Source organism: Fontimonas sp. SYSU GA230001 (assembly GCF_040066175.1).
GTDB lineage: Bacteria > Pseudomonadota > Gammaproteobacteria > Nevskiales > Nevskiaceae > Solimonas.
Genome location: NZ_JBEAAM010000011.1, coordinates 1 through 12,352 on the forward strand (window position 1 = coordinate 1; position 12,352 = coordinate 12,352).

16 protein-coding genes are annotated in these 12,352 nt (G+C 67.3%); 10 read left to right on the plus strand and 6 right to left on the minus strand.

Annotated features, from left to right (window positions below; genetic code table 11):
• Positions 1-140 precede the first annotated feature (140 nt).
• From AAG565_RS06860 to AAG565_RS06905, 10 genes are all read left to right on the plus strand, one after another.
• Positions 141-587, plus strand: coding sequence for a GNAT family N-acetyltransferase (locus AAG565_RS06860; protein ID WP_348818825.1), 447 nt, complete (start codon positions 141-143; stop codon positions 585-587).
• Positions 588-602: 15 nt separating this feature from the next.
• Positions 603-1,148 (plus strand): hypothetical protein, encoded by a 546-nt coding sequence (locus AAG565_RS06865; RefSeq protein ID WP_348818826.1) that lies wholly within the window; start codon positions 603-605, stop codon positions 1,146-1,148.
• A gap of 111 nt (positions 1,149-1,259) precedes the next feature.
• Positions 1,260-1,667 carry an ester cyclase gene (locus AAG565_RS06870; RefSeq protein WP_348818827.1) on the plus strand — a complete coding sequence of 136 codons (408 nt, stop codon included), beginning with the start codon at positions 1,260-1,262 and terminating at the stop codon, positions 1,665-1,667.
• Between the two features lie 143 nt (positions 1,668-1,810).
• A complete protein-coding gene (locus tag AAG565_RS06875; RefSeq protein ID WP_348818828.1) occupies positions 1,811-2,089 on the plus strand; it encodes a type II toxin-antitoxin system RelE/ParE family toxin in 279 nt (92 codons plus the stop codon).
• Positions 2,090-2,102: 13 nt separating this feature from the next.
• A complete protein-coding gene (locus tag AAG565_RS06880) occupies positions 2,103-2,453 on the plus strand; it encodes a HigA family addiction module antitoxin (protein ID WP_348818829.1) in 351 nt (116 codons plus the stop codon).
• Positions 2,454-2,542: 89 nt separating this feature from the next.
• Positions 2,543-2,827: a hypothetical protein gene (locus tag AAG565_RS06885; RefSeq protein ID WP_348818830.1), complete on the plus strand. Its 285-nt coding sequence runs from the start codon at positions 2,543-2,545 to the stop codon at positions 2,825-2,827.
• A gap of 50 nt (positions 2,828-2,877) precedes the next feature.
• The gene (locus AAG565_RS06890; protein ID WP_348818933.1) at positions 2,878-3,111 is read left to right on the plus strand and encodes a type II toxin-antitoxin system RelE/ParE family toxin; all 234 of its coding nucleotides are present in this window, start codon (positions 2,878-2,880) and stop codon (positions 3,109-3,111) included.
• A 79-nt stretch (positions 3,112-3,190) separates the two neighbouring features.
• Complete coding sequence (locus tag AAG565_RS06895) at positions 3,191-3,673, plus strand: hypothetical protein (RefSeq protein WP_348818831.1); 483 nt, start codon at positions 3,191-3,193, stop codon at positions 3,671-3,673.
• Positions 3,674-3,827: 154 nt separating this feature from the next.
• Positions 3,828-6,419, plus strand: coding sequence for a bifunctional lysylphosphatidylglycerol flippase/synthetase MprF (gene mprF, locus AAG565_RS06900; protein ID WP_348818832.1), 2,592 nt, complete (start codon positions 3,828-3,830; stop codon positions 6,417-6,419).
• Positions 6,416-7,756 (plus strand): AcvB/VirJ family lysyl-phosphatidylglycerol hydrolase, encoded by a 1,341-nt coding sequence (locus AAG565_RS06905; RefSeq protein WP_348818833.1) that lies wholly within the window; start codon positions 6,416-6,418, stop codon positions 7,754-7,756. Before mprF ends, AAG565_RS06905 begins: the two co-directional genes overlap by 4 nt.
• Before the next feature lie 37 nt (positions 7,757-7,793).
• Here the strand turns inward: AAG565_RS06905 and glp are convergent, their stop codons facing one another.
• Genes glp through mobA form a run of 6 tightly spaced genes read right to left on the minus strand, consistent with a single transcriptional unit; the run spans position 7,794 to position 12,329 of the window.
• Positions 7,794-8,999, minus strand: a complete 1,206-nt coding sequence (glp, locus tag AAG565_RS06910; RefSeq protein WP_348818834.1) for a gephyrin-like molybdotransferase Glp — start codon at positions 8,997-8,999, stop codon at positions 7,794-7,796.
• Complete coding sequence (moaCB, locus tag AAG565_RS06915) at positions 8,996-9,922, minus strand: bifunctional molybdenum cofactor biosynthesis protein MoaC/MoaB (RefSeq protein ID WP_348818835.1); 927 nt, start codon at positions 9,920-9,922, stop codon at positions 8,996-8,998. Before moaCB ends, glp begins: the two co-directional genes overlap by 4 nt.
• Before the next feature lie 12 nt (positions 9,923-9,934).
• On the minus strand, positions 9,935-10,510 hold the full coding sequence (locus tag AAG565_RS06920; protein ID WP_348818836.1) for a molybdenum cofactor biosynthesis protein MoaE: 576 nt from the start codon (positions 10,508-10,510) through the stop codon (positions 9,935-9,937).
• A 7-nt stretch (positions 10,511-10,517) separates the two neighbouring features.
• Complete coding sequence (locus AAG565_RS06925) at positions 10,518-10,763, minus strand: MoaD/ThiS family protein (protein WP_348818837.1); 246 nt, start codon at positions 10,761-10,763, stop codon at positions 10,518-10,520.
• A 1-nt stretch (position 10,764) separates the two neighbouring features.
• Positions 10,765-11,754, minus strand: coding sequence for a GTP 3',8-cyclase MoaA (moaA, locus tag AAG565_RS06930; protein WP_348818838.1), 990 nt, complete (start codon positions 11,752-11,754; stop codon positions 10,765-10,767).
• The gene (gene mobA, locus AAG565_RS06935) at positions 11,748-12,329 is read right to left on the minus strand and encodes a molybdenum cofactor guanylyltransferase MobA (RefSeq protein ID WP_348818839.1); all 582 of its coding nucleotides are present in this window, start codon (positions 12,327-12,329) and stop codon (positions 11,748-11,750) included. The genes moaA and mobA overlap by 7 nt, the downstream gene beginning before the upstream one ends.
• Between the last annotated feature and the right edge of the window lie 23 nt (positions 12,330-12,352).

Sequence of the window (12,352 nt, forward strand, 5' to 3'; positions counted from 1 at the left end):
AGAAGGCCAAGGGTGAGTAGCTACGGCAGCCCCAACTATCAGCTCCAGCCGACGTGCCACTCGCTGCGCTCGCGGCACGCGGCTGAGCTGGGGCGTTGGGCATCAGAAGCATGAAGCTAATACACGTATCCCGTGCTGGTATGCCTGCAGAGGACATCCCTGATCTGCCGGATGCCGCCAAGGAAGTGGGAGCAGCGTACGTCGATCTCTACAAGCGTATGGGATTCGTACCGCCATGGCTGGGATACTTCGCCTTGGACGGATCTGTTTGCATCGGCACCTGCGGCTTCAAGTCGCCACCGGTGGCAAATCGTGTGGAGATTGCATACTTCACCTTCCCTGGGTTCGAGGGGCGCGGCTTCGCCACACGCATGGCGGAGGCTCTCATTGAGCGTGGCAGGATGGCGGATATGAAGGTAGTCATTGCTGCACAAACGCTCCCGCAAGAAAGTGCATCTACGACCATTCTTCGGCGCCTTGGCTTCGCCATGGTGGGAACAGTCGATCATCCTGAAGATGGGCCAGTGTGGGAGTGGCAGTTGCCCAACCATGCGCTCCAGGCGACGTGCGAAGACGCACGCGCCTGAGCGCAGGCGTTAGCCATGAAACCAAGAGACATCCTCGACGCTATCGTACAGACACTGCGGGACATCGACGTCCATCTTTCGGGCGACGATTCTGCGCTCCAAGACCCTTGGGAAGAAGTCAAGGAGCAGCTTCAGAACGGCTTGACGCATTACTGGCCTGCATATGTAGAGACAATCCGATCGTCAATCGCCGCTGCGGTCTCATCTCTTTCGACGTCTCAATTCGCTGACATAGCTGCATCACTAAAGTGCACGGATGGCCCGGGTGTGGAGCGCGTGCTTCTTCAGCGCCTGCTCTCGCGTGGCAAAAGGGAGAAAGTGAAGTACAAGCCTTTCGACTTCACTTTCTTTTGCTATCCCTTGCTTGATTTCACGGTGTACGGTCGTGTCATCGAGCGCACGGGCGTCTATACCCTGCGAGTTAAAGCGTTTAGTGTCGCAGCCCCGTTTGGTGAGGAAGGGGTTATCAGCACCAACACAATCGAAGAGATTCTCTCTGCGGAGCAGTTCGAGCAAGCAAGGGCAGCAGGGTGGCCTGAAGTGTGGCGCGCTCATGGCTAACAACCGGTTGCAGCGGACGGTCCGCCGCGCGGCCCGCCGCTGAACCGGAGCGTTAGCCGGACTCTCACGAGGCTGATACATTGAGTTGTCCGCGAAATAGGAGGAAAAAGTATGGCGGCAGAAAGACATCGCGAGCTCGGGTGCAAGTTCTTCGAGGCACAGGATCGTTTAAGAGGTGGTCCTGATCCCGATCTTTGTGCGTCGAACTATCTTGCGCGTATCGGCGGCAATCCGCCCATGACGCTACCAGACCACCAGGCGTTCGCCAACGCCTTTTACGCGGGGTTCCCCAACTTGCGGCACACGGTCGAGGAGACGATCGCGGATGACGCGAAGGTCGTGGTCCGGTTTACCTTGCGTGGCACCCATCAAGGCGAGTTCATGGGTATTCAACCCAGCCAAAAGGACATCGAGGTTGGGGCGATCGCCATTCTCAGTATTGCCAATGGGAAGGTCACCGAAGTCCGAGGGCAGTTCGATCAGCTCGGCATGATGCGACAGCTCGGAGTCATTCAATGAACCCTCCAGGACCAGGGCGGTAGTGAGTCAGGCTAACAACCGGTTGCAGCGGACGACCCGCTGCGCGGTCCGTCGCTGAACCGGAGCGTTGGGCCTCAAATAGGCACGCTTTACGTTAATCACGAGACGCGTTACTATGGCGCGTGATCAAGTCGTTTGCCTGCGCCGAAACAGAGGCCCTCGCCCGCGGCGAGCGCGTCAGGCGTTTCGCCAATATCGCCTCGGTAGTCCGCCGCAAGCTTAGGCAGCTCGAGATCTCAGCGCGGTTAGACGACTTGCGGGTGCCCCCTGGCAACAGGCTCGAAGCATTGAAAGGCGATAGAGCCGGCCAATTCAGCATTCGCATCAATGATCAGTGGCGTCTTTGTTTTCGATGGACGGCAGCAGGCGCCGAAGACGTGGAGATTGCGGATTACCACTGAGAGAGAGGCACAGATGAGCAAACTTAGCCCCGTTACCCCTGGTGAACTCCTGGCTGAGGAGTTCCTTAAGCCCATGGGCATCACTAATTACCGGCTGGCCAAGGAGATTGGCGTTCCGGCGCAGCGCATCGGAGACATTGTGGCCGGCAAGCGCTCCATCTCGGCTGACACGGACCTTCGCCTCTGTCGCTTCTTTGGCCTCTCCAATGGCTATTGGCTGCGGGCACAGGCGGCATACGACACTGAGGTTGCGGAGCGCTCAATCGGCCCAAAGCTGGGCAAGATCAGACCCTGGTCCGCGTTTGGGGCCCAACCACGGGTTCCAGCGGACGGTCCTCGCGCTGCGCGCTCGGCCCGCCGCTGAATCGGAGCGTTAGGCACCACAAGGGGACAAGTTGTTCCGATGAGCTGCTGGGTATTACCATGGTGACACCGCATCTGGAGCGCCCCGCCATGTCTACGACTTCACTGAAGCTTCCTGAAGACGTAAAGCAGCTTGCCGCCGCGGCTGCAAAGCAGCAAGGCGTCACAACACATGCATTTATGGTTGATGCCATTCGTGCCGCAGCCGCAAATGCGGAGAGGCGAGCGCAGTTCGTCGCTGATGCAGTTGCTGCAAGAAAACAGGCAGTCAAATCTGGCAAGGGGTACGTTACTGCAGAGGTACATGCGTACCTAAGAGCCAAGGTGCAAGGCAAGTCCGCCCCAAAACCAAGGGCAAAAAATTGGCGCGCGTAATTTACGCCGAACGAGCGCTCTCTGATCTCGCCCGGCTCACCGACTTTCTCTTGCAGGCTGAGCCATCTGCTGCGCTTGAAACGGTGGATCTCATCACCGAGGCGGTACAAATCCTTACGAATCATCCATTGATCGGGCGCTGCGCAGAGCAGGGACTAAGAGAACTCGTTATTTCTCGTGGAAAGTCTGGCTATGTTGCACTGTACAGCTATGAGCCAGAGCAGGACACCGTGCTTGTGCTTTCAGTACGACATCAACGCGAAGCTGGCTATGTGCAGGAGTAGGTGGCGTGCCGTCCAACAACCGATGCAGCGGATGGTCCGCTTCGCGGTCCGCCGCTGAACCTGGGCGTTAGAGCGCGCTATGTCTCACCTCGAATCCCTCATCGTTGAATACCTCGACTGGCAGGGTTACTTGGTGCGCCGAAACACCAAGGTTGGGCGGCTAAAACATGGCGGCTGGGAAATGGAGCTTGATGTCATCGGCTATAACCCCCACACCAGCGATCTTGTTCATTACGAGCCGTCGGTTGATGCCCACACATGGGATACACGCGAGGTCAGATACGCCAAAAAATTCGAGGCAGCACGGAAACTCATTGTTGCTGAAGTCTTTTCCTGGTTGCCGCCAGAAACTCCACTGCGTCAAATCGCAGTGTTTCCCTCTCACCCCAAAGGTCGAGACACCATTGCAGGTGGTCAAATCATGTCCATAGACGAGTTTGTCGCCGAGGTTCGCTCAAAGGTTGTCGAGCGTGGCGTTGCTTGCCGCAGTGCCATATCAGAAAACTATCCGCTTCTGCGCGTGTTGCAGCTTTCCCACTGTGGTTATAACCGCGCCCTCTAACATTGGGCTCCAGAGGGAAGCTTCGCCTGCTGCGCAGTGAGCCGGGGTGCCGGCGCTCCGGGCGGAACTCGGTGCCGCCGTTCGTGTCCATAGCGCGCGCCGGCGGCTACGATCCGACCCGTCTGGCCTTGAGGGGCAGAGGGTTCCCGTCGATGTGAACGCGCCACCACCCGCCGTACCGACCGCCAGCGCTTCGCGCCTGCTGGCCTTGCTCGATCGCTGGCGCCATGTGCTGCTGGCGGCCTTCGCACTGCTGGTCGGCACCCTGCTGTTCCACGCGCTGCGCGGTCTGCTCGACGAGCTGAGTCTCGCCGACCTCGCCGCTGCGCTGCGCGCGACGCCGCCGTCCGCGCTGGCCGCGGCCGCGCTGGCGACCGCGGTGAGCTTTGCCGCGCTGACCGGGTACGACCGGTCCGCGCTGCACTACGTGGGCGCGGCACTGCCGTACCGGGTCGTCGCGCCGACCTCGTTCATCGCCTATGCCATCGGCAACGCCATCGGCGTCGGCGTGCTCACCGGCGGCGCGGTGCGCATGCGGCTGTACTCGGCGGCCGGCGTCGAGGCCGGACTGATCGCGCGCGCGATCGCCTTCAACGCATTGTCCTTCGGTCTGGGCATCGCCACCGTCGGCGCCGCGGCGCTGTGGTGGGGCGCCGATGCGGTGGCGCCGGCGCTGCAGCTGCCGGCCGTGCTGCTGCGCGTCGCCTCGGCGGTGGTCCTGTGTGCCACGGCGGGCATCCTCTGGCTGTGTCGCGGTGGCGGCGGCGAGCGCCGGATCCTGGGCCGCGTGCGCATCACGCTGCCGTCGCTTGGCCTGGCCTTGCAGCAGCTGCTGTTCTCGGCGCTCGACATCGCCGCGGCGGCGACGGTGCTGTGGGTGTTGCTGCCGGCGGATGCGGTTCCGGCCGCCGCCTTTCTCGGCTTCTTCTCGATCGCCGTCGTGCTCGGCGTCATCAGCCACGTCCCCGGCGGGCTCGGCGTGTTCGAGGCGATCATGCTCGTCGCGCTCGCCGGGCGCGTGCCGACCGACGCGCTGGCGGCGGCGCTGGTGCTGTACCGGCTGATCTATTTCGCCTTGCCCCTGCTGCTCGCGCTGGCGCTGCTGGTGGCCTATGAGCTGCGCCGCGGCAGCGGTGCGCCAGTGGTGCGCGCGGCCGCGAGCCTCGCGCCGACCGGACTCGCCGCATTCACGCTGATCGTCGGCATCGTCCTGCTGCTGTCCGGCGCCACGCCGGCCACGGACGACGCCACCGAACTGCTGGCCCAGTATGTGCCACTGAGCCTGGTCGAAGCCTCGCATTTCCTCGGCAGCGTCGCGGGCGTCGCCCTGCTGTTCGTCGCGCGCGGCATGCTGCAGCGCCTCGATGCGGCCTGGTGGGCCGGCCTGGTGATCGCGCTGGTCAGCCTCGTGCTGGCCATTCCCAAGGGCATCGCGCTGTCCGAGGCGTCGCTGCTGGCGCTGCTCGCCGCGGCGCTGGCGGTGTCGCACGATCAGTTCACGCGCAAGGCATCGCTGCTGGCGCAGCCGTTCAGCGCCGGCTGGCTGCTCGCTGTCGCGGCGATCATCGCGGCGACCACCGCACTGCTGTTCTTCGCCTACCGCGATGTCGAATACACGCACGAGCTGTGGTGGCAGTTCGAGTTCGACGGCCATGCGCCGCGTTCGCTGCGCGCGCAGGTGGCCGTGGCGGTGCTCACGCTGCTGCTGGCGACCCGGCAGCTGTTCCGGCCGCACGTCGCCAAGGCGCCGTTGCCGGGCAGCGCCGATCTGCACCGTGCCGCTGCGATCGTCGGCGCGCAACCCAGCGCCGAGGCCGGCCTCGCGCTGGCTGGCGACAAGGCGCTGATGTTCTCGAAGTCGCAGCAGGCCTTCGTCATGTTCGGGCGTCGCGCCCGTTCGTGGATCGCGCTGTTCGACCCGGTCGGACCGACCAACGAATGGCCGGAGCTGATCTGGTCGTTCCTCGAACAGGCGCGCGCGGCTGGCTGCCGCGCGGCGTTCTACCAGGTGCGGCCGCAGTATTTGAACCTGTACCTCGACGCCGGTCTGCAGCTGTACAAGCTCGGCGAGTATGCCCATGTGCCGCTCGCGGACTTCTCTTTGCAGGGCAAGGCGCGCGCCAAGCTGCGTCACGCCGTGAGCCGCGCCGAGCGTGAGGGCCTGAGCTGCGAGATCGTGCCGCCCGGCTCGGCATCCACGCTGATCGACGCCCTGCGCGCGATCTCCGATGCCTGGCTCGCGGAGCAGCAGGCGGCAGAGAAGGGCTTCTCGCTGGGCAGCTTCGATCCTGCCTATCTGCAGCGCGTGCCGCTCGCACTGGTGCGCCGCCGCAGTGAGATCGTCGCCTTCGCCACGCTGCTGACCACCGAGGCGCGCGTCGAAGCCAGCGTCGATCTGATGCGTCACCGGACGGACGTGCCGCCCGGGACGATGGACTTCCTGTTCGTCAGCCTGATGCAGCACTTCCAGGCGCAAGGGTTCCAGCGCTTCGGCCTGGGCATGGCGCCGCTGGCCGGCATGGCCGAGCATCCGCTCGCCTCGCAGTGGCACCGCCTCGGCCGCCTGCTGTACACGCGCGGCGAGCGCTTCTACAACTTCCGCGGCCTGCGCGCGTTCAAGGAGAAGTTCGACCCGCAGTGGGAGCCGCGCTATCTCGCCGCGCCGGGCGGGCTGGCGCCGCTGTTCGTGCTTTCGGACGTCGCCGCGCTGATCGGCGGCGGCTTGCGCGGAGTGATCTCCAAGTGAAACGTCTCGTCGCCGGACTCGTCCTGCTCGCGGGCCTGCTGCGCGCGGTGCCGGGTTTCGCGCAGGAGCACATCACGCACGGGCTGTTCGACCCGGTGCGGCTGTACCGACCGTCCGGTGCGGCGCAGCAGTTCGTGCTGTACCTGTCCGATACGGCCGGCTGGGACGCCGCAGCCGAGCGCGACGTGCAGGCCCTGGCTGCGCGCGACGCGCTGGTCGCCGGCATCGACTACGCGCAGCTGCGCCGCGCGCTCGAGGCCGACGACGGCGACTGCGTGTTTCCCGACGGCGATCTGGAAAACCTGTCGCACTATCTGCAGGGCTACGCGCGCGTGCCAGGCTATCTGACGCCGCTGCTGGTCGGCCGCGGTGCCGGTGCGGAACTGGCCTACGCGATGCTCGCCGCCGCGCCGGCCGATACCTTCGGTGGCGCGATCACTGCCGGCTTCTGCCCGCGACTGACCTTGCGCAAGCCGCTATGCACCGACGCCCGTCCGCGCGTCGTCGGCAGCACGGTGCAGGGGCCGGCGTTGCAACCGGTCGCGCAGGTGCCCGCGCCCTGGCTGCTTCTGGACGACGCCGGCGCCTGTCCCGCGCCGATCGCCGCCGAGTTCGCCGCGCACGTGCGCGGCGCCGAAACGCTGCCGCCGCACGCGTCGCTGCTCGATGCCTACGCGCGGATGGCGGCGCGTCCGCACGTCGCCGTGCCGGTGCCGGCCGCGTTGCCCGACCTGCCGATCGTCGAAGTACCGGCGACGGGTGACGGCGACACCTTCGCCGTGCTGCTGTCCGGCGACGGCGGCTGGGCCGGGCTCGACAAGGAAGTCGCCGCGGCGCTGGCGGCGCGCGGGCTGCCGGTCGTCGGCCTCGACTCGCTGCGCTACTTCTGGCGCACGCGCACGCCCGACGGCCTGGCCGCCGATCTCGACCGTATCCTGCGCCACTACGCCGCGCGCTGGCAGCGGCCGCACGCCGTGCTGATCGGCTACTCGCAGGGCGCCAACGTCCTGCCCTTCGCCGTCAACCGCCTGCCGCCGACGACACGCCAGCGCGTCGTGCAGACCGTGCTGATGGGTCTGGAAGCGCGCGCGTCCTTCGAGTTCCACCTCGGCAACTGGCTCGGGGACGATCCTGCGGGTCTGCCGGTGCGTCCCGAGATCGAACGCCTGAACGCGGCCGAGGTGCTGTGCCTGTACGGCGAGGACGAGGACGAGTCACTGTGCCGCAGCGCGGGCGCCGCGCACGTGCACGCGGAGCAGTTGCCCGGCGGGCACCACTTCGACGGCGCCTACGACAAGCTGGCTGCGCTGATCCTGCAGCGCCTCGCGCGCCACTGAAGTCGCGGTCCGCCGCCGCGCGACACGCCGGCCCGGGCTACAGCGCGGTCCAGTGCAGCACCTCGACGCCGGCCGGCTCGTGCAGGCCGGGCACGCGCGCCAGCGCGTTGGCCTGCGCGAGGTTGCCGAGCATGTGCGACGCCTGTCCGCGCAGCGTCTGCAGCCGCGTGACGCCGCGTGCGTCGGTGGTGGCGACGGCACGCAGCCAGAAGGTCTTGTTCGGTTCGCGGCGCAGCGCTTCCGGCGCGACGCCGCAGTGCCAGCGCCGCGTGGGATCGAGGCCGAGCATGCGGTCGAGCGCGGCACGCACGTACACATGCAGGTTGACCAGCACCGACGCCGGATTGCCGGGCAGGCCGAACAGCAGCGCGCGGCCGTGACGCGCGACGTACAGCGGCATGCCGGGTTTCTGCGCGACCTTCCACAGCACGCGCTCGGCGCCGAGCGCTTCGGCGGCGGCCGGGATGAAGTCGTAGTCGCCGACCGACACGCCGCCGCTGCTGAGCACGAGCTCGGCGTCGGCAAGCGCACGTGCCAGCGCATCGCGCACGGCGTCCTCGCGGTCGGGCACGTACTCGACGCGCAGCGGCGCGCAACCCCACGCAGTCAGGTGTGCGCGCAGCAGCGGGCCGTTCGCGTCCGGCACCTGCCCCAGGCGCAGCGGCGCACCGTGCGGCACGACCTCGTCGCCGGTGATCAGCACGACGATGCGCGGCGGCATGCGCACGCGGAGCTCATGCACCCCGGCCAGCGCCAGCGCACCGACCAGGCCCGGGTGCACCCGCGTGCCGGCAGCGGCGACCCGTGCCCCGGTGGCGGATTCCTCGCCGGAGCGGCGGATGTCGGTGCCGGGCTCGACCGCTTCGAGGATCACCACGTGGTCGTTCTCGCGCCGCGTCAGTTCCTGACGCACGATGGTGTCGGCGCCCAGCGGCAGCAGGCCGCCGGTGAGGATGCGCGCGGCGGTGCCCCGCGCCAGCGTCGGACGGTGATCCTGTGCCGTCGCCGCCATCGTCGCCACCAGCGGCAGACGCGCCGGCAACTGCGCGAGATCCGCCTGGTGCACGGCATAACCATCGACCGCGCTCTGGTCGAACAGCGGCAGCGGATGGGCGCTGTGCACCGCCTGTGCGAGCACCCGGCCGAGCGCGTCTTCCAGCGGCACGGTCTCGGCGCGCAGTCCGGTCGCGGACGCGAGCACGCGCGTGAGCGCGTCGTCGACGCTCAGCAGCGCCGTGCTCACGTATAACCGCCTTCGTGCGCCTGGCCGATGCGACAGACCTCGATCAGATGCACGAGCCCGGGCAGGATCGCCGCGAGCGTCTCCTCGGCACCCTTGCGCGAACCCGGGAAGGTGCAGACGACGGTGTTGCCGGCCAGGCCGGCGACGCCGCGCGACAGCATCGCGTACGGCGTGCGCGCCTGGCCGAAGGCGCGCGCGGCCTCCATCAGGCCGGGCAGCTCGGACGTGAGCAGCGGCTGCACGGTCTCCACGGTCTTGTCGCGCGGACCGACGCCGGTGCCGCCGACGGTGACGATCAGCTCGACGCGCTGGTCGAGCCAGTGCTGCACGCGCGCCTCCAGTTGCGCGGGCTCGTCCGGCAGCACCTCGTAGGCGACGATCTCGAAGCCGCCCCGCTGCAGGCCATCGGCGACTGACTTGCCGGCGGTGTCCGGTTTCTTGCCGGCGGCGACGGTGTCGGACAGCACGATCACCGCGGCGCGCCCGGCATTGAGCTTGCGCCCGAACTGCGACTTGCCGCCCTTCTTCTCGGTGAGCCGGACGCCGTCGATGACCAGCGCGTCGGTGGCGACGTGCGGCTTCATCATGTCGTAAACGCACAGCGCCGCGGCGCTGACCGCGGTCAGCGCCTCCATCTCGACCCCGGTTGCCGCGATCGTGCGCACCTGCGCCTCGATCGCCAGCGCGTCGTCCTCGAACGTGAAGCGCAGCTCGGCATCGAGCGCCGGAATCGGATGGCAATGCGGCAGCCAGTCCGGGGTCTTCTTCACCGCCATGAGGCCGGCGATGCGCGCCGTCTCGACGACGTCGCCCTTCTCGACGCGCCGGTCGCGGATCATCGCGAGCCCTTCGGCGGTCAGGCGGATGCGGCCACGCGCGGTCGCGCTGCGCAGGGTGGTGGGCTTGAGGGTGATGTCACGCATCGAATCTTTCCGTCATTCCCGCGAATGCGGGAATCCAGAACCCGCCGTCTGCCCCGTCTCTGGATGCCCGCCTTCGCGGGCATGACGGTGGTGATGTAAGTGTTCGTGATCGTGCGCGGAACCGTTCGGGTCTTCATGCGGCTGGGCCGCATCCTCGGCGATGCAGCAGCCGGTCACGAAGGCGCTGCTGCCGTCGGCGTAGAACTCCTCCTTCCAGATCGGCACGCGGTGCTTGACCGCATCGACGACCGCCTTGAGCGCGGCGAAGGCTTCGGCGCGATGCGGCGCGCGCACGACGGCGATGATCGCCGACTCGCCGATGCCGAGCGTGCCGATGCGGTGCACGACCTGGCACACCGGCACGCCGAATTTCTCGCGCATCTCCTGCTCGATGCCGCGGATCATCTTGTCGGCCAGGCTCGCATGTGCGGTGTAGATCAGGTGCGTGACCGGCCTGCTTTCATGGTGATTGCGCACCGTGCCGGAGAAGATCGCCAGCGCGCCACAGTCCTCGCGTGCGTTGCCGGCGAGCATCGCGTCGAGCGACAGCGGGTTGGACTGGATGCGAAGGAAATCGGTGCTGTTCATGGTGTGTTCAACCCCCGGCAACAGGCGGCAGCAGCGCGATCTCGTCGCCGCTCTTGAGCCGATGTGTGCGCCGCACCAGTTCATCGCCGGATGCGACCGCGCACTGGCGCAGAACCTGCGCGAAGTCGTCTCCGCGCTGTGCGAGCGCGGCCAGCACGTCGGCAACCGTTGAACCGTCTTCGACGCTGACCGTGACGACCTCGGCCCCGGCGAGGCGGCGGGTGACGCCGTAGCACTGAACGTGAATGTTCATCTCAGCCTCCCATCACGTGCATCGTGATCGGCCGCTCGACATAGCCGGGCCGCTCGGCGTAACCGGCCTCCTTGTGCCAGACGTGGCGACGGATCGTTTCTTTCAGCGCGGCATCGTCCGCGCCGGCACGCAGCGGGGTCCTCAGGTCGGCACCGCTGGCCGAGAACAGGCAGGCGTAGAGCGTGCCGGTCGAACACAGGCGCACGCGGTCGCAGCGGCGGCAGAACGGCTTGCTGATCGTCGAGATCATGCCGAGCCGGTAGTGTCCGTCGAGATCGTAGTAATGCGCCGGATCATCGGTCGGCGGTTCCGGCGTGATCGCGTAATGCGGTTGCAGGCGTGCGAGGATCTCGTCCTCGCGCACGACGCGCTCGGCGTTCCAGTAGCCGCGGCCGTCGAGCGGCATGAACTCGATGAAGCGCAGCGTGAGGTTCTCGGCCACCGCCCAGCGCACCAGCGGCAGCACCTCGTCCTCGTTGTGGCCGCGCAGGATCACGCTGTTGATCTTCACCGGCAGCCCGGCAGCACGCGCCGCCTCGATGCCGCGCAGCACCGGCGCGACCTCGCCGCCGGTGAGGCGGCGGAAGGTTTCCGGCGTGAACGCATCGAGGCTGACGTTGAGATCGTCGAGGCCGGCGGCCCTGAGTTCCGCCGCCCACTGCGGCAAGCGGATGCCGTTCGAGGTCATCGCGATGCGTTCGAGCCCGCGCGGGCGCAGTGCGTTCAGGCGCGCGACGATCTCGACGACCTCCGCGCGCAGCAGCGGCTCGCCACCGGTCAGGCGGATGTCGCGGATGCCCAGTTCGGTGACGAACAGGCGCGCCAGGCGCAGGATCTCGTCGGCGCCGAGCAGCTGTTCGCGCGGCAGCCACTTCGGCTCTTCCGGCATGCAATAGACGCAACGCAGATTGCAGCGGTCGGTCAGCGACAGACGCAGCTTGTGCTTGATGCGTCCGCGCGCGTCGGCCAGCGTCGGCGCCGGGCTCAGCATGCCAGCGCCTCCGGCGTGTTGAGGTTGGCGAACGCGCAATCGGTGAAGTCCACGGCCACTGCGTGCTGCGCGTTCAGGAACGCATGCACGGCGCGGCGGCTCGCGTGCAGTGCCGCATCGACTGCGTCGGCGAGGTCCGTATGCAGCAGGCAGACCGTGTACTGCGAACCGTGCACATCGACCGCGTAGGCCGCCGGCGCAGCGGCGGCGGTCGCGGCCGCGAGCAGGCGCGGCACCAGATCATCCGGCGTGCCGAACGTGTCGCAGGGCAGGCAGGCGATCCACGGCGTGCGCGCCGCGCGCAGCGCCGCGAGCATGCCGGCGAGCGGGCCCGGATGGCCGGGCTGGCGATCCGTCACGACCGGCACGCCCAGCGTGTGGTAGCGGTCGAGATTGCGGTTGGCGCTGATCAGCAGAGCGCCGGTCTGCGCGCGCAGCCGCTCGAGCTGCCGTTCGGCCAAGGTCCGGCCATCGCGCTCGATCAGGCCCTTGTCGATGCCGTTCATGCGCAAACCGCGGCCGCCGGCGAGGACGACGCCGGTGACGCAAGCAAGGGGAGCGGAAAGGTCGGACATCGGGCGAGACAAAGCGTTGTTCC

Coding starts and splice junctions, on each gene's coding strand:
- AAG565_RS06925 (WP_348818837.1), bottom strand. CDS start 10,763: ATGAACATTCACGTTCAGTGCTACGGCGTCACCCGCCGCCTCGCCGGG.
- AAG565_RS06885 (WP_348818830.1), top strand. CDS start 2,543: ATGTCTACGACTTCACTGAAGCTTCCTGAAGACGTAAAGCAGCTTGCC.
- AAG565_RS06895 (WP_348818831.1), top strand. CDS start 3,191: ATGTCTCACCTCGAATCCCTCATCGTTGAATACCTCGACTGGCAGGGT.
- AAG565_RS06865 (WP_348818826.1), top strand. CDS start 603: ATGAAACCAAGAGACATCCTCGACGCTATCGTACAGACACTGCGGGAC.
- mobA (WP_348818839.1), bottom strand. CDS start 12,329: ATGTCCGACCTTTCCGCTCCCCTTGCTTGCGTCACCGGCGTCGTCCTC.
- AAG565_RS06880 (WP_348818829.1), top strand. CDS start 2,103: ATGAGCAAACTTAGCCCCGTTACCCCTGGTGAACTCCTGGCTGAGGAG.
- AAG565_RS06870 (WP_348818827.1), top strand. CDS start 1,260: ATGGCGGCAGAAAGACATCGCGAGCTCGGGTGCAAGTTCTTCGAGGCA.
- AAG565_RS06860 (WP_348818825.1), top strand. CDS start 141: ATGCCTGCAGAGGACATCCCTGATCTGCCGGATGCCGCCAAGGAAGTG.
- moaCB (WP_348818835.1), bottom strand. CDS start 9,922: ATGCGTGACATCACCCTCAAGCCCACCACCCTGCGCAGCGCGACCGCG.
- AAG565_RS06920 (WP_348818836.1), bottom strand. CDS start 10,510: ATGAACAGCACCGATTTCCTTCGCATCCAGTCCAACCCGCTGTCGCTC.
- moaA (WP_348818838.1), bottom strand. CDS start 11,754: ATGCTGAGCCCGGCGCCGACGCTGGCCGACGCGCGCGGACGCATCAAG.